Below are 26486 nucleotides of genomic sequence, written 5' to 3'. Positions count from 1 at the left end.
TGGTGGGTACGGGGGAAGTTATTAATCACGCGGCTTGTCGCCGCGCCGGGGCATCCCTGCCCCGGATTAACCCGGCCTATATTTATAGGCCGGGTTAATATCTCCCCCCGACGAACATTGCCTCTTGGGCGCGGGTCACCGTCCGGAGAAAAACCGGAACGATGACAGGGGCCTGCCCCTGTCATCGCTGCGTACCGGATGCGCGGCCAACGGCTAATGATTTGAAGCGACTGGAAGGGCCTCACAGTGCCGGGTCGCTGCCGCGAAATGCTCCTTTAGCAGCGCCGCGCGATTTTCGCGCAAATCCGCGCCGTCGCGGTCTGCCGGGTAAGGCGCGTTTTCGCCTTTCAAACCCTTCCAGAGCGCGCGGTTGAAGGCGTCGACGTCGAGACGGTCCTCCACCGAGAAGTCCTGCTGACTCATGGCAGCCATCCAATAGGTCGCATCCCGTTTGGGCATGCCCGAGCAGTTGGGCGCCGAGGCGATCAGGGCGGCATCGCGTGGCGGCAATTCGAGCTGGGTGCTGTAAAGAATTTCCGGGACCACGGCCTGGTAGCTCCAGGATTCCTGTTTTTTGTCGAAAAGATCCCCCATCGGCGCGGTCAGACCGTCGTTGATGCCCAGCGGCGGAAGGCCCAGAACTTCTTCGATCGTTCGGATCATGCTGACCGTCGTGTAGCGGGTGGATACCAGCGCACCCTGCTTGACGTAAGGACCCACGACATAGGCGATGCTGCGGTGCGCATCCACGTGGTCGCCACCGTTCTGCGCATCGTCCTCGATGACGAAAACCAGCGTATCGTCCTTGAAGCGGCTCTTCGCGACTTTCTCCACCAGCCGGCCCACCGCGTAATCGTTGTCCGCCATCTGGGTTTCCACCGTATTCACGCCGAACCGGGCGGTAGCGAAATTGCCGAAGTGGTCGTGGGGCAACCGGACTAAAGAGAGATTGGGAAGCTGGCCACTCTCGACGTAATGGTCGAACTCCCGCTCCCATTCCTTAAACAGGTAAAAGTCCGAGTTGTTCTGATCGTAACCTCTGAAATATTCGTCGGTGTACGGTTTCAATGCCTGCTTCAGAGCCACCGCCTGTTTGACGCCTTGCCCGAAGGGTTTGTCGACCACCGGGGCACCGGGGAGGTTGGTCACGTAGAACCCGTAGTTCCGTATCGTCAAGCCGGCGCGCAGGGCGGCATCCCACAAATAACCGGTGCCCGCTTCGCCATCCCGTGAGTCCGGGGCCGCCACGTCGGCGCTGCCGGCGAGCATATCGGGATCGGTCAATCCGGATGCCTGTCGTTCCTCCGGCGTGAACGACACCGGAAAGTTGCGGTTGGCCCCTTCCCAGTCGTAGCTCAGGCCGCGCCCGGCGTAGTTGGGCGGCTGGGTCTTCTCGGTGAAGTCCGTAGTCCGCGCCGCCGTGGTCCAGTTCCAGCCGACGCCCGAGGTTTCGCCGCTGTCGTAGAAATTGTCGAGCGTCACGAACTCGCGGGCCAGCCGGTTGTGGTTGGGACTGTAGGGTGACAGGATTGCAAGGCCAGGGTCGCCGTTGCCTTTTTCCAGATCGCCATGGATCTGGTCATAGGTGCGGTTCTCCTTGACCACATAAATGACGTGTTTGATCCGGCTGCGCAGGAAGGCCATGGTGTCTTCCCATCTGGCGTGCTCGTGAACGGTGGGGAAGTCGTTGTTGTACGCGACCTGCCAGGTGAGCCGTGCCAGATCCTTGCCCTCCGGAACGGGCAGCGTTAGAAAGCCCGCTTTCTCCAGTTGCCAGACGTACTGGTTGGCGGCGTTGCAGGCGCCAAGAGAACCCGGCGCGGTGGAGAGCGTGTTGCGGCATGCCTGGGTGTTCGGTCCTGCGACTCCTTTGCCGTTCACCACGTAGAGCGTGCTGCCGTCCGGTTTCACGCCGACCGCATTCGGATACCAGCCGGTGGGGATGAGACCGATTAGCCGGCTCTTCTTATCCCCAGCATCGTCGCTGTCCTCCGCCTTAGTTGTTTTCTCTGCTCCGCCGCCTTCGAGCTGGATAACGGCCACCGAGTTGGTGCCGCCGTTCGTGACGAACAAGGTTTTTTCATCCGGCGAAAGCGCAACGTTGTTGGGATTTGCGCCCTTGAATCTTTTCGCTTTGGGGAAAACCTGCTCGGGTGCGGTGGTCAGGATCTCCTCGATGATCCGATCTTCGACGGTATCGATGATCAGCACCGTATCGCTGTTGTCGCTGGCGACGTAGAGCCGGTCCTGGGCTTTGTTCAAAGTCATCTTGCTGGGCTGCCCCTGGGTCTTGATGCGTCCGCGCACGGCCATTGTGCTGTCGTCCACGTCGAGAACGACCAGTTCGCGATCGCGCTGGGACGAAACATAGGCCTTCTCATTTCCCTTGAAAGACACCGCCAGGGGATAAGTTCCGCCCGGGGTGCCGGCTCGGGAAGGATCAGTCTTGCCGGGGCGAAGATCCAGCTCGCCGATCTTGGTGCGCGTGCTCAGGTCGACCAGACTCACGGAATCGTTTTCATAATTGGCCACCAGCAACCGGTCGCCCTTGGCGTTGACGGATAAGCCCGCAGCCATCGGCCGAATATTCAGACCAGCACCCTGGTTGGCGTGTCCCAGCGGAATTTCCGCGGCCTCGGACCACTGCCCCGCATTCCGCGTGTACACGCGAACCGTATCGTCCACACCACCGGACACATAAAACTCGTGTCCGCCGGGATTCCAGGCCAAACCGTTGAAGGTGTTCGGCACCAGGATCGCCTGTTTCTGAACCGGTGCGAGCCCGGTTATGTCGAAGACGAACACATATTCCATGGATTCTTTTGCCACTCGGGATCCGGTGGAGCTGTTATTGCGGTTATAGCCGCTGGTCAGGATCAGCAGAGTGCTGCCGTCGGGGCTGACGGTCGTATCGACGGCGTGATCGGCCAGGAAATCGGGACGTGTGGGTAGGCCGGGATTGAGCGGCTGAAAGAGGGCATGAGGGGCGGCATCCGGTGTGATGCGCTTGCCGGTCGGCAGGAACTCTCCCTCGGTAAGGACAATACCGGCACGAGTGGAAGTACTCGCGTCGTCATTGCGGCCCCATGCAAGGGTCGATGTCCCGAGTGACAGTATCAATTCAATAGAAATAATCGCGGCAGTTCTTCTTTGCCATAGGCCATTCATATCTAGTCTCCGTCGGGTTGATCACAAGAAACGTGTGGCGCACGGTGAAGGTCGCGCTGGATCATAGGCGTACCACGTTTCAATCTGCTTACCGATGCGTGACAAAATGGAGGCCGTTCTGTGACATAACAGCATGGGCAACGAGAGAACGGCCGGAAATTGCGGGCCACTGAACCGCCCCGGGATTTCCGGAGACTCCGTTTCTCGAGAGGATGGAGTCATGAAAAAGTCATCGAAATTTTCACCAGAGACCTAAGAGCGGGCGGTCCGCCTAGTCCTTGAACATCAAGGGGAGTATGAATCGCAGTGGGCGGCCATCTGCTCGATCGCGGGCAAGAGGAGCGGCGCCGCGGAAACGTTGCGCAAGTGGGTGCGTCGGACGGAACGCGACTCCGGGCAAGAGGGCGCGTGTGCGGTTCGGAGCACGATCGGCTCAAGGCATTGGAGCGGGAAAACCGCGAGCTTAAACGGGCCAACGAGATTCTGCGTAAGGCGGCGGCTTTTTTCGCTTAAGGAGCTCGACCGCCGACTGAAATGAGGGTGGCGTTCATCGACAAACACCGGGTCGCCTATGGGGTCGAGCCGATCCGCGCCCTGTTGCCGATCGCCCCATCGACCTACCACGAGCACAAGACGCGACAGGTGGACCCAGCCCGGTTGCCGCCACGGGCGCAGCGTGACATCAAGCTCTCGAGGGAAATCCGCCGGGTATACGAGGAGAACTTCCAGGTCTACGGCGCCCGTAAAGTCTGGCGACAACCCGAGCGCGAAGGCATTCGGGTGGCCCGCTGCACGGTCGAGCGCCTGATGCGCGCCCCGGGCTATACAAAACCGAGGGCCTCCATCGCCGGGGGCCTTGGCGACACCTCGATGCGGTCGAGTACGCTACCCTGGAATGGGTGGATTGGTTCAATCACCGTCGGTTGCTGGAGCCGATCGGCCATGGGCCTCCGGCGGAGTTGGAACAGGCGTATTATCGCCAATAGGCCGAGTCGGTCATCGCGGCCTGACTCAACATTAACTGTCTCCGGGAAAACCGGGGCGGTTCATTCCGGAACGGCGCACCAGAATGAAACCCGTCAGTCCCGAGGATGTGCAAGCAGCCCGCGATGAGTTGCGGGACACGTCGGAGCCGGTACAGTCTTATTCGACCACCTGGTGAGAGGCACTACCTCGAGTGGTTAACTCTTCGAGCTGGCGGCACCAAACTTCAAGGGCAGCCCGCTTTTCTGCAACGTAGTCGTATCGATCATAGTGCTTCGCCGAAATATCATTCAATGCATGATTCTGAATTCGGTCCCGCACCAGTTTATCGATCCCCAATTCGCCCATCCGCGTCTTTACGGTACGTCGCAGATCCTTTGGGGTCCAGGGCACCATCCCTGTTTCCGTACAAAAGTCCTGCACGGCATGCGGTAAAGTGGACTCGTTCCAAGGCTTCACAGATAACGGATTGTGGCGACCGGGAAACAACCATTTGCTTTCAGGGTAGATGCTGCGCAAGTCATTCAGAATATCTAGGGCGAGTCGGGTGAGCGGAATGAGATGATCACGTTTATTTTTCACACGAGCAGCAGGAAGCAGCCATAGACCGGCATCAAGGTCGAATTCCGACCAGGCAGCGCGGGTTACTTCGCCTGACCGTTGTCCACCGGTGGCCAACAATAGACGAATCGCCAAGCGATAAGGCAAATGGAAGCCGTCCGTGTTCCAAATCGTCCGGATCTCTTCCCAGGATAGAGCGTCGTACAGGGTAAGTGCCCAAGCGAAGAAAACGTCTGCGCCCGTGAAGTGTGTATTGATAAAAGAACGTTTTGACGCCGGCGGCGGTAACTTGGACACCGAAACTGGGATCACTGCCTCCCTCGTAGCGCCGATAATTAACACCTGTGACTGCCAGGCCCTTGATATTTTTATCCGAAAACGCAGCCATTTGACCTCATCCGTAGCGCATGGCGTTAGTCGCCTTGTAATTCTCCTGAAGCGATCGACGTTTACACATCGGGACTCATCCAGTTCTCTGCACGACCGAATGCAACAGGCGTTCTCTGGTAAAGAGCCTGGTCTTCAAGTAAACGGCGTTTTGAAAGCCGAATTACCGTGGATGCCGTGGCCTCACCTTATTCATACGCCTCAGCTCGACCGGCGAGGTCCGGCCTTTTGACGATACCTTGTCGTAAATCTCATCGAAGGCCAGCTTGCAATACGGCAGCTGCTCCCGCAATCTGTCGTAGTCTTTGTGATCGAACATGGTTCTAAAATTCTCTCGGCTCAGGGTCGTTCTGGCGTACAGCGCCTGATAACCCCGATGGTCCAGGACAAACTTTTCGAGCGAGGGCAAGGCGGAGGCGTTGTTGAAATTGTCCTTTTTCGGTGTGCCATACGCGCCGATGTCGACATAAAGCTCACCCAGAATGTCACCCTCGCCTCGGAAGGAATGTATGAACCCGAGCTTCCGCTCGTTCTCGTAGACCGCCATGGGCGAAAGCCACAATGGATAGAGTTCGAAATGATCGTCGAAATATTGAATGGATTTGGCCAAGTATCGGATCGGCATCAACATATCCTGAACGACGTGATGCTTTTCCCGAAGCCTTCGGGTCGTTTCCGTTTCCGTATACTTCAATAGCTCGATCCGCGGCGGCAGCGCCCATCCCAATAGCCATCTGAAAAGCGGATGATTGCCGAAGGGAATGATTTCTTCCATCGCCCAAAAGTAGCTTCGAGTATGTCGATGAAAATAATCCCTGAGCGGTACGTACTCGAACCCTTCTTTTCGTTCCGTGAGGTAGGTTTGTGCGTGCTTGTAGAACCATGGCTTATACCATCGTCCGATGGCGTTCAACGGTCCGTCGGCCCCCTTCTCGTCGGTCATCATGCCGCACAGGATGACTGCGGTGTCGCGACTGTAGACCAACCCTTCCACGAAGTCATTTTTCTCCTTATTCCTGCTCTCCGCTTCGAAAACGTCGACCATATCGTCGAGTGAGTAAACGGGACGATAGTGAAGCCGGACGTATTTTTTGGCAGGGATTATTCTGAGTTGAACGGCGACCAGAAAACCCAGTGTGCCGTGACTCCAAGGGATCAGATAGAAAAGGTCCGCATTCTCCGATGGGCTGCACCGGAGCAGCTTGCCTTCGGCCGTCACGATGTCGAAGGATTCGCAGATGTGCTGAATCAATCCGTATTTGTGACTGCTGCTTTCCACCCCGAACCCCATGATCAAACCGCCCACCGTCAAGTCGTCCAATTCCGGGACGACGGGCAAGGTCCATCCGCGCGGCACCAGGCATCGTGAAATCTGGCCCATCGTCGCCAGCGGCTCAACCCTGAGCAACCTCCGTTCTTCGTCGATCTCGAGGATGTCGTAAAGACTGATGTCGATCTTTCGATGGGAAAGCTTGTACTTGGGCACGAGTTCGCTCATGGACTTCCAGCCGGAACGGGCCGTGCACAATTTTTCCCGGCATCCGTCCCGCTTCCACGCCTCGATTTGCCCGATCACCCGCCGCACTTTTTGATCATGCTTCGCCGGAGCGCTCTTGAGACTCAAGACGATTCGGTCGCGGACCGAGACGTACGCGCCATACAGCGCCGAAACGGGCAAAAGGACGAGGGTCGCGAACAGCCCCCGATAATGGGTGAGAATGTGTTCGACAACACGGGATGTAGGGTCGCCTGTCGCTTTCACCGGAACTTCGCTGGGTACGAGCTTGGTCATGCCTCGAATCAGGATTCCGAGTCGTTCAGTATTCTTATCGCCTGATTCGGGCAGTATTTTTCCGCAGCCCTCGCTTTCTCGATCAGCGCCACCGATGGCCGCTCCTCGAGCACCTCAAGACGGCCTTTTTCGTCGACCAGAAAGATTTCTGGCGCTTCCGCCACGCAATGGGCATGACCCTTACATAGATCGCGGTCGACAACGATCCTAAAACGCTCGGCGATTGCGTCGTTTCGAGCACGCATAGTCTCTTTTCGGGCGCCGATCAGGGCCGAATTTTGCCGTTTCCGATAGCGGACAAGGCAAGGAGAGCCTGGCTCGACCACCATTTTTCGGTAATCGTCCCGGTAACTTTCAGGTGAGTTCACCAGTTCGAACTCATAACGCCTCAGCAGCACGCAGAAGATGGCTTTGATTTGAAACAGGGCAAAGGCGTTGCCCGAGCATTTGTGACGCCCGCCGCCGAAAGCCTGCCAGCCGAACAGGTCCCTGTCCTCGGCTCGTTCCGGCGAGTACCGGTCCGGATCGAACCGGTCGGGTTGGGGGAATAATTCCGGAATTCTGTGCGTAACGGAGGGCGCCGCGCAGACGAACTTGCCGGCCTTGATGACGTAGTCCTTGACATAAAAATCCTGCATCACCTTGCGCATGAGAATGATCAGCGGCGGATGCAGGCGCAGAACTTCCTTGATGACGTTTTCCAGTTTGGGAAGCTGCCTCAGCGACTCGAAATCGACCGCGCCGTCAATACCGAATCGTTCCTCGATTTCAGCAATGACGGCCTTCATGTGCTCGGGGTGGCGGAGCAACTCGATCAACACCCAGGCGGTGGTTCCGGAACTGGTGTGATGGCCCGCGAAAACGGCGGCGATCAGCATGCCGGTAATCTCGTGTGCGGTCAGTTTGCTCCCGTCTTCGTAGCTCGCGTCGATCAGCATCTGGAAGACATTGGTTCGGTTCTCCGACTGCTGCGCGCGCTTTTCCATGATCTGAGACACCAATTCTTGAAGCCGCGCCCGAGCCTTGTCGCGGCGGCGGAAGACCGGCAGCGGCAGATCGGGAAAGACGTAGGCGATGGGCTGAATGCCTTGCTCCAAGTCGCGATAGATTTCGACGAACTCTCGGTTCAGCTCGTATCTAAATTCGGCTCCTAGCAAGCAATGGCTGGACGTGTAAATCGTCAGTTCCTTGGTGAACTCGAGCAGATCGATTTCGCCGGAATCGCCCCAGCGATCGAGCAGAGTCGCGACCTCGCCGACGATGATATCGGAATAGGTCCGCATGGGCTTGTCCCGGAGTGCCGGCATCAGCATTAGTAGCTGCTGGTTTTTTCTTGCGATGGGCGCGTCGAAAACCACGCCCTTGCCGAAAATCGGAGTCATGATCTTGTAGGCGGGCCCCTGGTCAAGCACCTCGTCGGGAGCGCGATAGAAAGCCTCGCTGGCTTCCGTGCCGGTCAGCAGCACCATACTTTGGTGGAAGAGCTTGAATTCGGCCACGTCTCCCAGTTGCCGGCGCAGCCGCATCATGAAAGCATGCGGATTCTTGCCGAAACTGAAAATATGCCCCGCGAGCGGGAACGCGCCCGAGAGTTTCGGGGGCTCTTTGAGTTGCCCTTTGGCCATTGCCGAGTCCTAGTCGATGGCGTTATCGTCCGCCGGTTGAAAAGATTAGTATCATGCTTCGCGATCAAGGTGTTCATGAAATCATTTTTTTCATATACATCAAACCTTATTCGTGCAAGGACTACCCCGAAAGGAGCCGAAATGCCTGCCTATCCTCGTGAAGAGCTGGAAGAAATGGTCGAACGCTGGCTTGCCGCCAATCGTCAAGCCGAGCGGGAGGGCAACTGGATCAAGCACCTCGGCGTGATGTACACCGAGGATGCGGAATACGGCTGGAACATGGGACCAAACCGAGAATTCATCGCCAGAGGCAGAAAGCAGATCGAGGACTGGGCGCTCGGGGCGCACATGGAGGGATTCGAGAAATGGCGCTACCCCTACGAGAAAATCCTGATCGATGAAAAACAGGGCGAGGTGATCGGCATCTGGCGCCAAGTCGCGCCGGTGAAAAGGGAAGACGGCAGCGATTACGAAGTCGCCGGCATCGGCGGTTCCTGGTTCCGCTACGGCGGAGGATATCAGTGGTGCTGGCAGCGCGACTTTTTCGATCTCGGCAATGTCAAGGCGATGTTCATGGAACTGGCGGCCGACGGCAAACTGGATCTTTCCGTAAAGCAGAGGCTGAGCAAACTGGCGAAAGGTCAGCCGCTCCCCGGGGTCGCTCCCATTCATACAAGCCGAGGCATCGGCAAAAAATTGAAAGGCATTGTCGCCATGGCGCGCACGGTACTATTCGGGGTTTAGTGGAACCGTATCGAGTGACTTCGTCCGAAGCAACTAGACGCAGGAGCGATATTCCCGCACAATCAACGCGATGTAACGTATTTTTCCATGCGCCATCGATAAGCGCCCGAAGGAGACAACGTGGTCCTCGTGCTTTGCCGGTCAATGATTTGTCTTGGACAACGTTCGTGAAGCTTCAATGGAATGAAACCGCCGGCGGGCACACCGGGATGGAAACGCCCGTTCCGCCTCTCAGATGCGCGTGGGAAGCCAGCCGCCGCGCACAGCGGCGTTTGCTGGATCTGCAGCGGCCCTGCGGCGACTGGGAAGGGGAAATGGTCTGGTGCACCATGATTCTCGCCCAGGCCGTCATCGTGCGTACCATAGCGGCCCGCCCCTACAGCGACGCGGAAAAGGCACGCATCGTCATTCATTTCGAAGGTAACCAGATGAATGACGGCTCCTGGGGCATGCACCCCGAATCGCCTGGCTACGTCTTCTTTACCACTCTGGCTTATGTTGCCCTGAGGCTGCTCGGCGTTCCCGCCGATTCGCCGACGCTCGTCAAGGCGCGCCGCTGGCTGCATACCCAGCCCGATGGCGTAAAGGGTATTCCCACTTGGGGCAAGTTCTGGCTGGCCATGTTGGATCTCTATGCCTACGAGGGACTCAATGCCGTCCCGCCGGAACTTTTCTTGATGCCGGAATGGTTGCCGATACACCCGCGACATTATTACTGCCACACCCGTCAGATTTACCTCGGGATGGCCTTTCTTTGCGGCATGCGATTTCGCGCGAACCTGCCGGACACGCTACGCAGCGAATTGCGCCGGGAGCTCTACCCGGAGCCTTACGAAACCATAGATTTCGCCGCTCTGCGAGACACCCTGGCCGCGAGCGATGTCCATGTCCCCATCAGCCCGGTATTGCGCCTGATTTACAAGCTGCTAGCCGCTTACCAGCGTCGCCATAGCCGGGCGCTGCGGCGGAAAGGCCTCGACCTGTGCTTCGACCGGATACTTTACGAGCAGCGGGTTACGCGCTATCAGGGGATATCTCCCGTCAGCGGACTCCTCAACTGTCTGGCCATCTTCGCTCGCGATCCGAACCATCCGGATCTTTTGCCCAGCCTCGAAGGCGTCGAGGACTGGCGCTGGGAGGACGAGGCGGAAGGCATCCGTTATGCGGGAGCTCGCTCCAACACCTGGGATACCGCATTCGCCGTCCAGGCTCTGGTCGAGGGGCCGTCGGCTGTCGAAGGGACGGCAAAAGCGCTCGAGCGGGCTCACGATTTTCTCTGGGGTGCCCAGATAACCGAGGAGCTTCCGGATTACGACGGCGCCTGGCGGGACCCGGCGCTCGGCGGCTGGTGCTTTTCCGACGGGCAACACCGTTGGCCGGTGAGCGACTGCGCAGCGGAAGCCTTGAGCGCCCTGCTCGCGCTCTACGCACATCCCGAGTACACGGTGGCGTCGCCGCTCGAGCCCGAGCGCCTCCGCCAGGGGGTGATCTTCATTCTGTCGCGGCAGAATGCGGACGGCGGTTTCGGAACCTACGAACGCCGGCGCGGCGGCAAGCTGCTCGAAATGGTCAATCCGTCCGAAATGTTCGGCCAGTGCATGACCGAACTCTCCTATATCGAGTGCACGGGGTCGGCGCTGGCCGCCCTCGCGCATTATCGCAAGCGTTATTCCGATTTCCCAGGCGGAGAGATCGAGCGAGCGATACGCAAGGCCGTAGCCTTCCTGCGCCGGCGTCAGCTTGCCGACGGATCCTATCCGGGATTCTGGGGCATCAATCACACCTATGCCATATATCACGCGACCAAGGGGCTGCGGGCGGCCGGCGTGTCCGCCTCGGACCCGGCACTTCAGTCGGCCGCCCTCTGGCTGGTCCGGAAGCAGCGGCCCGATGGCGGCTGGGGCGAGCACTATTCGAGCTGTCTCCAAGGCCGCTACGTCGAGCACGAGCAAAGTCAGGTGGTCATGACGAGTTGGGCCTTGCTCGCACTGCTCGACATCCTGCCGTACGATAATGAATCGATCAAACGTGGATTCGAATGGCTGATGAGCCGGCAACTGGAGGACGGCGGTTGGCCGCGGCAGGCGGTTAACGGCGTTTTCTTCGGCTCGGCGATGTTGGATTATCGCCTCTATCACACCTACTTCCCGACTTGGGCGATGGCCCGTTATGCGCGCCTGACGAGCCCGCCATAGCCGGAGTCTTCAAGGCATTTTTTCGACTTGGCGTCGGAAGATGTAATCTTCCGGCTCAGCTCCGAAATTCGGACCGAAAGTCCGATAAAAGGCCCTCGCAAATATCAGCGGGACCTTGAAATCGCACTGCAAGGGATTGTCGTCGGTGGATTCTGTGAAGTTCAACATTCGAGGCGCAGCCCGCCCGGGCTGCTCTCACCAATTATCGGAAAAGCATTATGCAAGGACGAGTCATTTATCAGGAACATATCGATGTGCTGATCGCCGGAGGCGGCGTAGGCGGCGCAGCGGCCGCTGCGGCACTCTCGCAATTGGGATTGCGCATCTTGATCATCGAACCCGGCCCGGCCCAAGGCAGGCGCCTCGCCGGAGAGCTCATCCATCCGCCCGGCATCGATGGCCTGTGTCGTCTCGGCTTGCTGAGCGACCGATCGATGCCCGGTTCGCCGGTAAAAGGCTTCGCGATCTTCCCTGCCGATAAAGACGACCCCGCAAGCTCGGTGACCTTACGCTACGGCGAAAAGCCGGGAACTCGCCATTTGGGACGGGCGATCGAGCACCGGATCCTGAAGGATCATCTGCTGGAAACCGTACAGCGGTTTCCCGGCGTTACGGCCTGGATAGGCGCACGGGTCACACGGATAGAGGAAAATCCCGACGGGTCGTTCACGGCGATGGTACGAAGTAACGACGGCGAGGAAATACGAATTCGCCCTCAGTTATTCCTCGGCGCCGATGGACCGATGTCCAGAGTGCGCAAATTGATCGGAATTTCTCACGAGACTCGGCGCTATTCCGGCATGATGGGCATCGAAGTGGAAGACACCCATCTGCCCAATAACGGCTACGGCAATATCTTTCTGAATTCCGCCGGCGTCGCCTATGCCTATGCGATCGGGGGAGGACGGGCAAGGGTCATGTTCGAGGTGCTGAAAGGCGCCGATTCGAAGGAATCGATCAAGACGCACCTCGGTCTCTTCCCTCCCTTGTTCAGGCTCGATATCGAACGCGTCCTGGCCACGAGCAAACCTTTGGCGGCAGCCAATTTCTGCATCGTCCCGAATGCCAGCGTACGAGGTAATGCCGCACTGGTCGGGGACGCGAGAGGCTGCTGCCATCCGCTGACCGCTTCGGGGATTACTGCGGCGGTAAAGGATGCGCTGATCTTGCGGGATGCGCTTAGCGAGTCGAATCTCGATATCGCAACGGCCCTGCGACGTTATTCTCGCCGCTGCGGCCGTCTTGAATTGACCCGGCGCACCCTGGCGGAAGAACTGCGCGAAGCGTTTCTGGCCCAGACGCCCGAGGCGTTACTGCTCAGAGAATGCATCTTTTCCTACTGGCGCACCAGCGATAAGGCATGCGTTCGGTCCATGGCGCTACTTTCCACGGTGGACACTAGTATTTTTTCTCTGGCCACCCAGTATGGGACGGTTGCGCTGCAGGCCTTCCGCCTGTTGCCGCGTTGGTTTTTCGAAAAAACCGTCGTCGATTGGCACAGGGGAGTGCTCAGGCTGGTACACAAGAGCCTTGCCTTTCAATATGCCGCGATCCGCCAATGGTTATATTGATAGTCAGGATCATGGCATCCGGAATAATGGCAGCGCGGCATTGAGCAAAATCGCGCCGCCTCGGCGCCGAAGGGATGACTTTCCACCGGAATACTTGTCGAAATATCGAGATACCTGCTTCAGCCGACATTACCGCATTTCGGTAAAAGCGGATATTTGCTGTCGTATGCCGTAATTGGCGCGACTCATGCTATTCAAAGTCGAGGGAAGCGATGATTCTGGTAGGCACCGCCTCTTGGGCCGACAAAAATCTGATCGACTCCGGCTTGTTCTATCCGGCCCACATCAAGACGCCTGCGGATCGGCTGGGTTATTACGCCAGTCAGTTTCCTCTGGTCGAGGTCGACAGCAGCTATTATGCCCTGCCCTCGGAGCGGAATGCGGCCCTATGGGTCGAACGGACTCCGCCGGGCTTTGTATTCGATGTCAAAAGCTTTCGGCTGTTCACGCAACATCAAACGCCGCCGAAAGTGCTTCCAGTGGATATTCGTGCAGCCCTGGGGCCGGTCGAAAAAAAGAACATTTATTATGGCGACCTGCCAGAGGAACTCCGCGGCGAACTCTGGTCACGGTTTCGCTCAGCCCTTAAACCTTTAAAACATGCAGGCAAGCTTGGCGTCGTACTGTTTCAGTTTCCGCCGTGGTTCGTCTATCGGCAAAGCAATCTCGAGCATATCGCCGCTTGCGCCCGAGTAATGGAAGGATTTCGCATTGCCGTGGAATTCCGTCATCGATCCTGGTTTGACGATAGGCATCGCGAGGACGTGCTCGAATTCGAACGGAGCCGGGGATTGACGCACGTCGTCGTGGATGAGCCGCAGGGATTTGCCAGCAGCATTCCTTCGGTTTGGGAAACCACCTCCCCGGAAATAGCGGTGGTCCGCATGCACGGCCGAAACCGCGAGACCTGGAGTCAGAAAGGGCTCGAGTCGTCCGCCGATCGCTTCAACTATCTCTATTCGGCCGACGAATTGCAGGAATTGGCGGGGTCCATCGAGAAGCTCGCCGCAAAGGCGCGAGAAACACACGTCATTTTCAATAACAATTTCGGAAACTTCGCACAACATAATGCCGGAGAGCTGAAGCAGCTTCTGGCTAGGCCCTAAATTCGGTGTATTAGCCGCCCACTGTTGTGGTTAAACTTCCGTCGGGATGCGAGGCATCCGCATCAGACCACGACGGTCACTTCGATATCGCCTTCCTTGCGTTCTACATTGATGCCCACATCGTGGGCATGGCGAGTCAAGGCTAAGTCAATGACGCCATCGTCAAAACGCAAGTTGCTGATCCTGAGCCAGTTGAGATAATTCGGAAGCCGTGGATGATAAAACCTGATCTGCGGTTTTTCGGGTGAAAAGCTCAAGCCGAGACAGCCTTGCAAGAGCTGAAATACCGCTCCGCTGGCCCAGGCCTGCGGAGAACAGGCTACCGGATAGAGAGTTGGGCCTTGCCCCGGAAGCCTGGAGAACCCACAGAAAAGCTCAGGCAAGCGATGCAAATCGAGAAACACGGCGGCCTCGAACAAACCGGTCAAAATCTTCAAGGATTTGTCTTTGAAACCGTAACGCGCCAGGCCCATGGCCGCGATGGCAGTATCGTGGGGCCAAACCGAACCGTTGTGATACGCCATCGGATTGTAGCGGCTCTGCCCCTCTGCGACCGTGCGAATTCCCCATCCATTGAAAGATTCCACCGCCAACAGCGTCTCGGCGGTGCGACGAGCATAATCGGGAGCCGCAATCCCGCTGAATAAGGCATGGCCTGCGTTAGAGGTTCGCACCGCACAACAGCGTTTGTCGCCGTCCAGTGCGAGCGCAAATGTATCGAGTTCGTCGAGCCAAAATGCTTCATTAAAGCGTTTTTTCAGCGCTGCAGCCTCCTGCCGCAGCCGCTGCGCCCATTTTCCCCGGCCGAGCAATTCGGCCAGTTCGGCCGCCAGCAGTTTAGCTTCATAGACGTATCCCTGCACCTCGCAAAGCGCGACCGGTGCCGGCGCCAGGTTTCCGTCGGCGTGAAATACCGAGTCGTTGGAGTCCTTCCAGCCCTGCTGTATCAACCCGTTTGCGCTATGTCGGGCGTATTCCACAAAGCCGTCGCCGTCCCAATCGCCATGATGATCGATCCAGTCCAGGGCTCTTTCGATGTGAGGCCAAATCGTTTCCATGAAAGCCCGGTCGCCGGTACGCCGATAATAGTGGCCGGCAAGAACGATAAAGAGCGGCGTGGCGTCCACCGTACCGTAGTAACGCTTAAACGGAATTTCTCCTAAAGCGGCCATTTCTCCGGATCTCGCTTCATGAAGAATCTTGCCGGGTTCGGCATCGCGTTCGGGTTCCAAGGATTCAGCCTGGGTCGCGGCAAGATAGGTGATTACGCCCTTCGCGAGTTGCGGCCGAACCCACAGCGTCTGCAACGCGGTGATGATGCCGTCGCGACCGAAAGGCGTGCTGAACCACGGGACTCCGGCGTAAGGATAAGGTCCATGAGACGTTTCCGTGACCAGCATATCGAGATCGGCGGCAGACCGGCCGAGCCAATCGTTGAACTGTTCATTCGAAGTCACGATGTGGGCGACGCTCGACCGGGAGGCTGCAGTGTCCGCCCCTATCCTATCGATCGCTTGGTAATAATCACCTTGCGATACGCTCGCATCGTCGCAAGCGCAGCTTACCGAGACGTGCAGATGAATCTCGTCGCGTATTCCCAACCGAAGCGCTGTGCTACAACTCGAGGCATTGAGCTGATCGGGTCGCCAATGGAATTGGATGTGAGTTCGGCGCATTTCGCCGTCCAATCCGCGATAACCGAGTATCGCGGCATCGTCCTTAATGTCCGGCGTCAGCATTGTTCCTCGGGCCGGTCGATGGACACCGCGCACTTCGAATATATCGCGATAATCGGCAGCGAACCGAAACTCGACGTTCAAATTTACCGTTCGATCGCCGTAGTTGACCAAACGCAAATGCTCATGCCTAGCCTGGCTTAACAACACCACCGATCGGAACACGTGCACGCTGCCTCTCGGGATGACTAGGACTTCGCTCTCATAGAGATCGGGCATGGTCATGTCGACCGCCAGCAAACTGTTGTCTTTCTTGATGGTGGAATTGAGCAAGAAGGGGCGTTGTCCGTTGATTCGCAGCTCCAGGTGAGAAAGATAGCGTGTCCCGCCTTGGTAAAGTCCCTGCTCGCTCGAACTCACCTGATAAATATCGCCGTGACGATCGAAGATACCGAACATATCTTCCGCTTTTAAGACTCGAGAGGGTTCATCGCCCCGTGGTGCGGTGGCAGCGACATACCACTGGTTTTCGGTGGAAGCCGGATCGTCCATGGATCACCCGTTCGAGGAATCGAAAAACTAGATCGTTTGCTTGCCCAGCATAGAAAGGCGACCGAGGTCCTTCTCGATGACGTCCATACCGAGAACCTTTAGCGCTGGAGAGACTTTCTGCTTACACTTTTCACCGAGCTGTCGGTAGATCTGAATATAGTCGCTCGCCATGCGGCGGGCGGAAAAGCGATTTTCGAACGCCTGTCGACACATTGCCCGATTGATCTCGCCTACCCGTTCGACTGCCGATACCGCTTGGTGAAGATTCTCGACAACGAAACCTGTCGTTCCGTGCCGCATAACTTCCGGCACCGAACCGTTCCTGAAGGCGATCACAGGCGTACCGCAAGCCATCGCCTCGATCATCACGAGCCCGAAAGGTTCCGGCCAATCGATGGGAAAAAGCAAGGCGTAAGCATTGCCGAGCAGCTCATTCTTTTCTCGCTCGTTGACTTCGCCGATGAACTCCACCAAAGGATGATTGAGAAGGGTCTTGATCTCCTGGTCGAAATATTCGCGGTCGGCCTTATCGACTTTCGCTGCAATCTTGAGCGGCATGCCGGCACGAATTGCAATTTCGATCGCTCGGTCGACGCGCTTTTCCGGGGAAATACGCCCCAAGAATGCCAGATAGGTGCCCGGCTCGGCACGGAACGTATAAAGCTCCTCCGGCAATCCGTGATAAACCGTAGCTACCCAATTCCCCCAACCGACCGGCGTGCGTTGGTAATCCGAAATGGAGATCAACGGCATGTCCCGAAAGGCTTCGAGGAGGGCATCTAACTCTCTGATGTCCAAGCGTCCGTGTAAGGTGGTAACGTGCGGGGTCGAGCATTCGCGAAATACCGGAAAATGAAGGCAACCGGTATGAAAGTGAATGACATCGAATTCACTGGCCGCTCTGCGCACCCGATCCAACATCAAGAGATGGGGTAGTAACGGATCTAGTACATCTTGGTCGAGACGCAGTGCCTTGGAAACAATCGGCTCGAGCTTGGCGCTCGTCTCCGAATCAGCACTGGCGAAGAGCGTAACATCATGTCCGGCGCCTACTAGCTCTTCGGTAAGATAATGCACGATGCGCTCGGTGCCGCCATAAAGTTTTGGCGGTATGCTCTCATACAAAGGCGCTACCTGCGCGATTTTCATACTCCTCCTTATACGCTGTTCACGTCCGGGCTGGCAGCAAGAGCGCCACCAGAGTTCGTCGTTTGCGCTATTAATTTTTGATCGAAACCGGGACTCAAGAGTTCACCATAGTGGCTCATCATCGAGACTCAAGACACGCGACGGCTACATCCCGCCCTCAACGGAGCGACGGTTCACGTGACCAGGTCGGTCTTTCCGTCACAACATACCTTCGCCCCGTCTTCGTCTCCCATACTTTGGTCAAAAATTGTCAAGCTGGGCACTTGAGCTACATTTGGGGTGTCATCGAATCGCTTCGCCGACCTTTTGATCACTGGGAAGAATGACGCCTATGTTCCATCTCGTAACCCGCTCCAACCTATTGGTCTTCGCGCTCGCGTTGCTGCCGACCTCGATATTCGCCGATGTTTATAAGTGTCTGGATCAGAAAGATAAGGTCTTTTATCAAGACCGACCATGTCAGGAGTTGACGTCGGCTCAACTGCCGCCCGGCTTGTCTCAACTAGCAGCCAGCGATAACAAGCCGCACTTTCTTTGGAAGGCGACAATTGCGGAAGGCACGGTCTACCTCATGGGCGCCCTTCCTTATGGCGCGAGCGATATGTATCCCCTCCCGGAAGCGATAACGGACGCCCTCTCGGGGTCGGATGTGCTGATCGTCGGAGCCGATGTCGCTGCGCTGCCTCAGGCCGAACTACTTCCCATCGCCGCAAACCGAGGCGCGTACACGGACAATTCCGATTTAAGAGACCACATCAAAGCCGCCACCTGGGAAAGAGTGCTCAAGCTCTCTAAGGCTTTGGGCATGGCAGAGGAAACGATTCTCACCCAGAAGCCATGGATGGCGTCACTGAGTTTGATGAGCCTAGCCGCTAAACAGGCGGGCTATACGCAAGAGCTCAGCATCGAAAAAGGCTTTGTCAAGGATGCGCAGATGCGAAAGCCGGTACTTCAATTAGACTCGGTAGATGAACAAGCGAAACTGTTGGATGGCTTGTCCGAGATTGAACAGGAGCAAATACTCCTGCAATCGCTAAATGAGATTGAACGTGGGGACGACTATTTCAAATCGATGATCGAAGCCTGGACGAGCGGAGATTCCTCGACCGTTGAGCTGATCGTGCGTCGCCGCTTCGATAGTCTTCCGGCTTCGGACAAGCTCTTCAAGCTCTTGTTCACCGATCGAAGCGCAGCGATGGCGGAGAAAATCGGGGAATTGGCGGCCGATGGTAGGACTTATTTCGTTGTCTTGGAAGCCGGCCACCTGGTCGGTGAACACGGCCTCCTAAACCTGTTGCAATCGAAAGGCTTCAAAATTTCGCAGCTATAGCTCGAATCGATCCGGATCAGTTTTCAGCCTCGGGCTTGACGTAAACATCGGCGAGTTCACGTAATTGTGCCACAAAGGACGAAAATTCGCGCTGCGCGGCGTTTTTGGCGAGGAACTGGCGAGCAGCGTCCGCTTCCTTGGGATCTCCTTGCGAAGCGCCATCCTTGACGGCGATCAGCTTAAAGACGACTTGATCGCCGTTTTCAAGTTCCACCGTTGAGATAACGGGCTGCTCGGCTGACGGTCGAGCAGCCTTGAATACGGCATTCGTCAGCACTGGCGATACATTTTTCTCATCGCGGCGCAGATTCGACTCCTTGGAAACCTGCATACCGTGCTCTTTGGCCAAACCCGTAAGCGGAGCACCCTGCTGCGCTTGGCGCAAAAGTTCTTCCGCTTGCTTGCGGGTCTCCTGTCTTGCGTCCTCGGCACGTAATTTGCCAACGATATCTTCCTTCACTTCTGCGAGGGGCTTATCGGACGCCGGTTGATGGTCTTTTATCCGCAAAACGACTGCTTTCTCGCTCCCCAATTCGACCGGATCGCTGTTCCGTCCGTTCAGAACGTCCTCACTGAACACGGCTGCTCTTACCGTGGACTCGGCGGCGATACCGTCTCCTGCCTCACGCGTAAAGTATCCGGTGCTCTCGATTTTCAGATTGAGGGCTTTCGCGGCCGGCTCCAGACTGTCGGGATGTTCATAGCTGAGCTCCGTCAGCGTTTGTCCCTGTTCGTAAAACTTGTTTTCTGCCGCATTGCGCTGGAACGTTTTCAGCAGTTCGTCTTTTACTTCCTCGAATGGCTTGACCTTAGCCGGAGACAACTCGGTTACTTTGATCAAGTGATAGCCGAAAGATGTTTTGACAGGCTTGGATAACTCACCCTGCTTCAAAGCAAATGCCGCATCGGCAAAATTTTGCTCCATGGCTCCCTTGGTAATGAAACCCAAGTCGCCGCCGTTCTGAGCGGATATCGGGTCATCCGACGTTTCCTTTGCGACCTTAGCGAAATCTTCGCCCTTAGCCAAACGGTCTTGAATCTGATTGATCTTGGCCAAAGCCGCCTGCTCGGCGGCTTCACCGCCTTCCGAATCGACCGCGACTAGGATATGGCTGACCTTGCGCCTTTCTTCGGACGCGAAACCAGACTTCTGCTCTTCATACAGATTGCGCAGGTCGTCTTCGGTGACTTGGGTCTCCTTCGCGATATCGTCAAGACGAACGGCGATGTACTCGATCGATACACGCTCGGGATTTTGGTAAGCCTGAAGATGTTTCCGATAGTAATCTTCGATTTCCGCATCGGAAATAGTGCGAGCCGATTTCTTCAAAGGTATTTTGAGATATTCGACCTCACGCTCCTCATTTCTGAGCCGAAAGAGCGAAGCGATTTGATTCGGGGTTACAAATGCGCTGTCAAGCAATCCGCGCTGGTATTGCTCCATCAACAAAGCTCTTCTGACCTGCGCAACGAATTGGGCAGAACTCAAGCCCTGAGATGACAGCATGATGTTGTATTTTTCCTTATCAAACTTGCCTTCGGTTTGAAAATAAGGGAGCGTCTGGATGAAGTCGCGCACGGCGCTGTCGCTGACGGCAAGGTCCTTAACCTCCGCATTTTGCGCAATGATTTCTTCTCGAATCAGCCGCTCTAAAGCTTCGTGTTTGAGCTGCCTATCGTCGACCTCCGCCAAACCCACCAGATTCGCAAGACTCTGCTGATAGGCCTGGTTTACCTCGCGCTCAAAAATATCCCTGTCACCGACGACAGCCAGTGGCTGCTCCTTGCCGGAATCCAGATAATTCTGAATTCCCCATAGAGCGAACGGCACACCGACAAGAATCAACATTACCCATGCGAAGATACCTTGGGCACGATCACGAATCGCTTGAAGCATATGCAGAACCTGATACGGCTTTAAGAGCAATCATTAAACGAAAAGACAGGCAGCCCCCTGCCCTCAAAAAAAAACCCGCTGCCTCAGGGGCGCGGGTTTTTTGAAATTTGGCGGAGCGGACGGGGCTCGAACCCGCGACCCCCGGCGTGACAGGCCGGTATTCTGACCAACTGAACTACCGCTCCAATTTATGGTGGGTGCTGTAGGGATCGAACCTACGACCCTCGCCTTGTAAGGGCGATGCTCTCCCAGCTGAGCTAAGCACCCTAAAGAGTCGACTAGCTTACAGCATCTTTAAGTGCTTTACCAGCCTTGAATGAGGGAATTTTTGCAGCTTTGATGGTAATCGTGTTTCCCGTCTGCGGATTACGGCCTTGACGCTCGGCACGCTCTTTAACCCCAAAGGAACCAAAACCCACGAGTGAAACGGTTTCGCCGTTTTTTAAAGCTATCGTGATAGCGTCAATCATACCGTCGAGTGCGCGCCCGGCATCGGCCTTCGTCAGGTCCGCCGACTTAGCGATCGCATCAATTAGTTCCGCTTTATTCATTCTTTCCCCCTTTGATCGATGATGTTGAATCTAAGTTCTTCACATGGCCGCAAGACTTCGTCCATTCCTATATGCTGTTGGCTACGCGTGAACTCGCCGGCCGAAATGTAGCAGTAGACAAAAAGCACTGTCAAGCCGCATAGCGTCTGGGATTCAGCGAATTTTAGCGATCCGTCGCATTTCTCTGAACACGCAAAAAGCAACTCCCTCCAATTAGGACTAATGAGCAACGATCATGCCTGCCGTACCCGTCGATTTAGTCACACCCTCGGATTCGGGAGTAACCGGCGGTTTCAACGGTTCCGGCATGTGTTTTAGTGCGGTCTCGAGGACTTGATCGATAGAGCGAACCGCGACGATTTTGAGATCCTGCTTAATGTTCTTTGGAATCTCAGCCAAGTCCTTCTCGTTTTCCTGCGGAATCAAGACGGTCGAAATACCGCCCCGATGCGCCGCCAACAGTTTCTCCTTTAGCCCTCCGATGGGCAAAACCTCCCCGCGAAGCGTGATCTCGCCCGTCATGGCAACGTCCGATCTCACAGGGATTTGAGTCAATGCGGAAACCAAAGCCGTGCACATACCGATACCGGCGCTGGGACCGTCTTTGGGCGTGGCCCCTTCCGGCACGTGTATATGCACATCGTGCTTCTGATAAAACGCCGGATCGATACCCAGCGTTTCTGCTCGGCTCCGGGCTACCGTGACAGCGGTTTGTATCGACTCCTGCATGACCTCGCCGAGTTTTCCGGTATAGGTTTGCTTGCCGGTTCCGGGCATAACGACCGATTCGATGGTAAGAAGCTCGCCTCCCACCTCGGTCCAGGCCAGGCCGGTAACCTGCCCGACCTGGTCCTTCTCCTCGGCTCGTCCGTAGCGATAACGCCTGACGCCCAAAAAGTCATCCACGTTACGATGAGTCACGTTCAGTTTCTTGGTGCTCGGTTTGAGGACCAAGCTCTTGACGACCTTGCGGCAAATCTTGGCTATTTCGCGCTCAAGGCTACGAACACCGGCTTCTCGAGTATAGAAGCGGATAATATCTCGAACCGCCGATTCGGTGATATGAATTTCGCTGTCCTTAAGCCCGTTGTTCTTGACCTGCTTTGGAATCAGATAGCGCATGGCGATATTGACTTTCTCATCCTCGGTGTAGCCAGCGATGCGGATCACTTCCATGCGGTCCAGAAGCGGCGCCGGGATATTCAAAGTGTTCGCCGTTGCAATGAACATTACTTCGGACAAATCGAAATCGACCTCCAAGTAATGATCGTTGAAAGTATGGTTCTGCTCCGGGTCCAAAACTTCCAACAATGCGGCAGCAGGATCACCGCGGAAATCCATCGCCATCTTGTCGATCTCGTCGAGCATGAACATCGGATTGCGGGTCTTTACCTTGGAAAGGTTCTGCAGGATTTTACCCGGCATCGAGCCAATGTAAGTTCTGCGATGGCCGCGAATTTCGGCCTCGTCACGAACCCCGCCCAAGGCCATGCGAACGTACTTCCGGTTGGTCGCTCGAGCAATCGACTGACCGAGCGAAGTCTTGCCCACACCGGGCGGTCCAACCAAGCACAATATTGGGCCTTTTAGTTTCTTGACGCGCTGCTGAACGGCCAGATACTCGAGGATACGCTCTTTGACTTTCTCCAAACCGTAGTGCTCGGTTTCTAAAATTTCTTCGGCACGCTGCAAGTCGTGACTGATCTTGGTGCGCTTCTTCCACGGCATGTTGACCATCCAGTCGACGTAATTCCTGACTACCGTAGCCTCGGCAGACATCGGCGACATCAACTTGAGCTTGTTCAACTCCGTCTCGGCTTTGGTACGAGCCGCCTCAGGCATGCCGGCCTTTTCGATTTTGCGCGATAGCTCCTCGAATTCGTTCGGCACATCGTCCATTTCCCCCAACTCCTTCTGGATGGCCTTCATTTGCTCGTTCAAGTAATACTCGCGCTGATTTTTTTCCATCTGCTGCTTGACCCGCCCGCGGATACGCTTCTCCATCTCCAGCATATCCACCTCGCCTTCCATGAGCGTCATCAAACGCTCCAACCTGGCCGTCACATCGCTCATCTCCAGAATCGACTGCTTGTCTTCGATTTTGATGGTCATATGTGCGGCGATGGTATCCGCCAACCGGCTCGGGTCGTCGATGCCGGCAAGCGAATTCAACACTTCGGGCGGTATCCGCTTATTGAGCTTGACGTAATGATCGAAGGTGTTGATGGCGGTGCGCATCAACACATCGATTTCTTGATCGGTGATGTTGATCTCGTCCAGCTGCGGCGAAACTACGGCTACGTAGTGCTTGTCGGCGACACGGTACTTATCGACCTTGCAGCGCTCGCTACCCTCGACGAGCACTTTCACAGTGCCGTCCGGAAGCTTCAGCAATTGCAGGATGTTAGATAAAGTGCCGATCTGGTACAGGTCATCGAAGCTGGGATCATCCAGTTCGGCTTCTTTCTGCGCTACGAGCAAGATTTGTTTGTTGTCCCGCATGGCAGAGTCTAGGGCCAGAATCGACTTCTCTCTGCCGACGAAGAGCGGTATGACCATGTGGGGATAGACTACGACGTCCCGTAAGGGAAGCACCGGTACCATCTTTTCCGGCTTTGCACGATTTTCAAGCGAGGTATTTTCCATTAGCCACCCATGGATATTAGTGAGTACGCGTTGTTACTGAGTATATAGGTAAGCTTCGGGCAAAAAACAAGACTAAGCCCGATAAAATCGGGGACTATTTGATTTGGCCAAAAACTTCAGATGAAGAGATCAGCAAAAATTCTGCGATCCCGTCCGGGTAAGTACGAAAAACTACTTAGATGCGAATGTATCGTCGAGATTCCCGAATCCGAACGATTTTCTATACAAAATGCGTAGATCAATGCGCGGTGATGCTTACGCGCTGAAATAAGCGACCGCTACCATTAGGATCAGTGAATGCAAACAGGTGTTTGTGCCGACAGGCGAGCAAGAACGCAAATTCAACTTGAAGGCTGCCCTAACGAGCTTTAAGACTGAGAAGCTATCAGCCATTAGTCAGACAGTGAAGTTCGGCCATCGATCAAGATCTGAAAATTGGCCGCATAACAAAACCCTGAATCGGCTACCGACGCCCGCTCGCCGCAAGGCATCGATAGCACTCGAAAGATATTTCACTCTACCGAAGCGCAGTGCTTTTCTTCGGTTTGATAAATCAGATACGGGTCCGATTCGCCGCGAATAACCTTTTCATCGATCACAACTTTGGAAACATGTTCGGCGGAAGGCAATTCGTACATCGTATCCAGCAACACGTGTTCGAGAATCGTTCGCAGACCGCGTGCGCCGGTTTTCCGTTCCATTGCCCTTCGCGCGATCACCCGCAAGGCGTCCTCGCGAATCTCCAGATCGCAACCCTCCATCTCGAACAACTTCTTGTATTGTTTGACCAGAGCATTTTTCGGTTCGGTCAGAATTTGAACCAATGCCTGCTCATCCAATTCTTCCAGAGTCGCCACCACCGGCAAACGACCGACAAACTCCGGAATCAGGCCGTATTTGATCAGGTCCTCCGCCTCCACGTCCGCCAAAACTTCGCCGACATTGCGGCGTTCGTCCTTGGTCTTGACCTCCGCGGAAAAACCGATGCCGCCCTTTTCGGAGCGTGAACGAATGATTTTTTCCAGTCCGGCGAACGCTCCGCCGCAGATGAAGAGGATATTCGCCGTATTGACCTGCAAAAATTCTTGCTGAGGGTGTTTGCGTCCGCCTTGTGGCGGTACCGAGGCCACAGTGCCCTCGATCAACTTCAGCAGAGCCTGCTGCACACCTTCACCGGACACGTCGCGGGTGATCGAGGGATTATCCGACTTACGGGAAATCTTATCGATCTCGTCGATATAGACGATACCGGACTCGGCCTTCTCCACGTCGTAATCGCATTTCTGCAAGATCTTTTGGATGATGTTTTCGACATCTTCCCCGACGTAACCCGCCTCGGTCAGCGTCGTCGCGTCGGCGATCGTGAACGGCACGTCCAACAGCCGGGCGAGCGTCTCGGCAAGCAAGGTCTTTCCCGATCCGGTTGGGCCGATCAAGAGGATATTGCTCTTGGCCAGTTCGACATCGTTCTTCTTCAGGTGGTTATGCACCCGGAGCCGCTTATAGTGGTTGTAGACCGCAACCGACAAGATCCTCTTGGCTTTCTCCTGGCCAATGACATACTCGTCGAGTACGGCCTTGATCTCTTTCGGTTTGGGCAACTTATCTACGCTAGCGGCAACATTTTCCTGAAGCTCCTCGCGAATAATATCGTTGCACAACTCGACACATTCGTCACAGACGAACACAGCCGGACCGGCAATGAGCTTTCTGACCTCATGCTGGCTTTTTCCGCAAAACGAGCAGTAAAGAAGTTTCCCGCCCCCGTCTTTGCCGTGCTTATCATCACTCATCGCAAACCTCTTATTCGTCAGATGACTGTTGTAGCAACCTACGCGAACCAACCGCTACCGGCATACGTCCACTAGTCCTTCGAACTCGAATTCCAATGCGTTTAACCGCTAGAACCCGGTTCTCGGCTAGCGAGCACCTTGTCGATTAGACCATATTGCGCTGCGTCTTCTCCACTCATGAAATTATCACGATCGGTATCGACTTGAATTCGTTCCAACGGCTGACCTGTATGTTTCGCCAATATTCGATTCAGTCTGTCGCGGGTCGCGAGAATTTCGCGGGCATGAATGTCAATGTCGCTGGCCTGTCCCTGGAAGCCGCCCAAAGGCTGATGGATCATGACTCGCGAATGGGGCAGACAATATCTCTTGCCGGGCGCGCCGCCCGCCAGAAGCAACGCTCCCATGCTAGCCGCCTGACCGATGCACAGGGTGCTGACGTCGGGTTTGATGAACTGCATGGTATCGTAAATCGCCAGTCCCGAGGTGACTATGCCGCCGGGAGAATTGATATAAAGATGGATGTCCTTGTCCGGATTTTCCGATTCCAGAAAGAGCAGTTGAGCGATGATCAGGTTGGCCATGTAGTCTTCGACCTGCCCAACCAGAAAAACCACCCGCTCCTTGAGCAAGCGGGAATAGATATCGAACGCCCGTTCGCCACGCGCCGACTGCTCGATTACGACGGGCACCAACCCCGTCGCCCGAGTATTGACGGTTTTATCAAAATCGCCGGTAAACATCATGAGATCTCTCGGG

General features: G+C 56.0%; 16 protein-coding genes, 2 tRNA genes, 1 pseudogene and 1 other annotated feature. Of the genes and pseudogenes, 6 read left to right on the top strand and 13 right to left on the bottom strand.

All coding sequences use genetic code 11. The features are described from left to right. Window positions 1-213 precede the first annotated feature (213 nt). Window positions 214-3168 carry a bifunctional YncE family protein/alkaline phosphatase family protein gene (locus tag ACR2TX_RS10035; RefSeq protein WP_434132027.1) on the bottom strand — a complete coding sequence of 985 codons (2955 nt, stop codon included), beginning with the start codon at window positions 3166-3168 and terminating at the stop codon, window positions 214-216. Window positions 3169-3538: 370 nt separating this feature from the next. On the opposite strand from ACR2TX_RS10035, the pseudogene ACR2TX_RS10030 reads away from it, so the two are divergent. Next, window positions 3539-4154: pseudogene (locus ACR2TX_RS10030) on the top strand (IS3 family transposase). Then, window positions 3666-3780 (top strand) — a sequence feature (AL1L pseudoknot). Its footprint overlaps the pseudogene before it by 115 nt. A gap of 157 nt (window positions 4155-4311) precedes the next feature. Here ACR2TX_RS10030 and ACR2TX_RS10025 read toward each other — a convergent pair. The 3 genes from ACR2TX_RS10025 to ACR2TX_RS10015 form a co-directional block, all read right to left on the bottom strand. Then, window positions 4312-5010 (bottom strand): site-specific integrase, encoded by a 699-nt coding sequence (locus ACR2TX_RS10025; protein ID WP_434132452.1) that lies wholly within the window; start codon window positions 5008-5010, stop codon window positions 4312-4314. A 253-nt stretch (window positions 5011-5263) separates the two neighbouring features. Further along, on the bottom strand, window positions 5264-6892 hold the full coding sequence (locus ACR2TX_RS10020) for an FAD-binding oxidoreductase (protein WP_434132025.1): 1629 nt from the start codon (window positions 6890-6892) through the stop codon (window positions 5264-5266). Between the two features lie 8 nt (window positions 6893-6900). Next, window positions 6901-8517 (bottom strand): cytochrome P450, encoded by a 1617-nt coding sequence (locus tag ACR2TX_RS10015; RefSeq protein WP_347257253.1) that lies wholly within the window; start codon window positions 8515-8517, stop codon window positions 6901-6903. A gap of 141 nt (window positions 8518-8658) precedes the next feature. On the opposite strand from ACR2TX_RS10015, the gene ACR2TX_RS10010 reads away from it, so the two are divergent. The 4 genes from ACR2TX_RS10010 to ACR2TX_RS09995 all read left to right on the top strand — a co-directional run bounded on the left by ACR2TX_RS10010 (window position 8659) and on the right by ACR2TX_RS09995 (window position 14133). Further along, the gene (locus ACR2TX_RS10010) at window positions 8659-9261 is read left to right on the top strand and encodes a nuclear transport factor 2 family protein (protein WP_156879729.1); all 603 of its coding nucleotides are present in this window, start codon (window positions 8659-8661) and stop codon (window positions 9259-9261) included. 167 nt (window positions 9262-9428) lie between these two features. Next, the gene (locus tag ACR2TX_RS10005) at window positions 9429-11456 is read left to right on the top strand and encodes a 2,3-oxidosqualene cyclase (RefSeq protein WP_434132022.1); all 2028 of its coding nucleotides are present in this window, start codon (window positions 9429-9431) and stop codon (window positions 11454-11456) included. Window positions 11457-11674: 218 nt separating this feature from the next. Next, window positions 11675-13027 carry an FAD-dependent oxidoreductase gene (locus tag ACR2TX_RS10000; RefSeq protein WP_077731474.1) on the top strand — a complete coding sequence of 451 codons (1353 nt, stop codon included), beginning with the start codon at window positions 11675-11677 and terminating at the stop codon, window positions 13025-13027. Between the two features lie 212 nt (window positions 13028-13239). Beyond that, window positions 13240-14133, top strand: coding sequence for a DUF72 domain-containing protein (locus ACR2TX_RS09995; protein ID WP_077731473.1), 894 nt, complete (start codon window positions 13240-13242; stop codon window positions 14131-14133). Window positions 14134-14195: 62 nt separating this feature from the next. Here ACR2TX_RS09995 and ACR2TX_RS09990 read toward each other — a convergent pair whose 3' ends face one another. Both ACR2TX_RS09990 and ACR2TX_RS09985 read right to left on the bottom strand, forming a co-directional pair. Next, window positions 14196-16361 carry an amylo-alpha-1,6-glucosidase gene (locus ACR2TX_RS09990; protein WP_077731472.1) on the bottom strand — a complete coding sequence of 722 codons (2166 nt, stop codon included), beginning with the start codon at window positions 16359-16361 and terminating at the stop codon, window positions 14196-14198. A gap of 27 nt (window positions 16362-16388) precedes the next feature. Further along, on the bottom strand, window positions 16389-17510 hold the full coding sequence (locus tag ACR2TX_RS09985) for a glycosyltransferase family 4 protein (RefSeq protein WP_077731471.1): 1122 nt from the start codon (window positions 17508-17510) through the stop codon (window positions 16389-16391). 331 nt (window positions 17511-17841) lie between these two features. Here ACR2TX_RS09985 and ACR2TX_RS09980 point away from each other — a divergent pair, with 331 nt between their 5' ends. Beyond that, window positions 17842-18840: a TraB/GumN family protein gene (locus tag ACR2TX_RS09980; protein ID WP_168175477.1), complete on the top strand. Its 999-nt coding sequence runs from the start codon at window positions 17842-17844 to the stop codon at window positions 18838-18840. A gap of 16 nt (window positions 18841-18856) precedes the next feature. On the opposite strand, the gene ACR2TX_RS09975 is transcribed toward ACR2TX_RS09980, so the two are convergent. The 7 genes from ACR2TX_RS09975 to clpP form a co-directional block, all read right to left on the bottom strand. Beyond that, window positions 18857-20737: a SurA N-terminal domain-containing protein gene (locus tag ACR2TX_RS09975; RefSeq protein WP_434132018.1), complete on the bottom strand. Its 1881-nt coding sequence runs from the start codon at window positions 20735-20737 to the stop codon at window positions 18857-18859. Between the two features lie 108 nt (window positions 20738-20845). Beyond that, window positions 20846-20922 (bottom strand) — tRNA-Asp (locus ACR2TX_RS09970). A 6-nt stretch (window positions 20923-20928) separates the two neighbouring features. After that, window positions 20929-21004 (bottom strand) — tRNA-Val (locus ACR2TX_RS09965). Window positions 21005-21015: 11 nt separating this feature from the next. Then, on the bottom strand, window positions 21016-21288 hold the full coding sequence (locus ACR2TX_RS09960) for an HU family DNA-binding protein (protein WP_077731468.1): 273 nt from the start codon (window positions 21286-21288) through the stop codon (window positions 21016-21018). 219 nt (window positions 21289-21507) lie between these two features. Next, complete coding sequence (lon, locus tag ACR2TX_RS09955) at window positions 21508-23934, bottom strand: endopeptidase La (RefSeq protein ID WP_077731467.1); 2427 nt, start codon at window positions 23932-23934, stop codon at window positions 21508-21510. 512 nt (window positions 23935-24446) lie between these two features. Next, window positions 24447-25727, bottom strand: coding sequence for an ATP-dependent Clp protease ATP-binding subunit ClpX (gene clpX, locus ACR2TX_RS09950; protein ID WP_077731466.1), 1281 nt, complete (start codon window positions 25725-25727; stop codon window positions 24447-24449). A gap of 101 nt (window positions 25728-25828) precedes the next feature. Continuing rightward, window positions 25829-26473: an ATP-dependent Clp endopeptidase proteolytic subunit ClpP gene (gene clpP, locus ACR2TX_RS09945; RefSeq protein ID WP_077731465.1), complete on the bottom strand. Its 645-nt coding sequence runs from the start codon at window positions 26471-26473 to the stop codon at window positions 25829-25831. Window positions 26474-26486: the final 13 nt, after the last annotated feature.

Origin of the sequence: Methylocaldum sp. GT1BB (genome assembly GCF_051027545.1) — a bacterium.
GTDB lineage: Bacteria > Pseudomonadota > Gammaproteobacteria > Methylococcales > Methylococcaceae > Methylocaldum.
The sequence above is the reverse complement of the archived record's forward strand: the minus strand, read 5'-3'. Positions and strand labels throughout refer to the sequence as shown.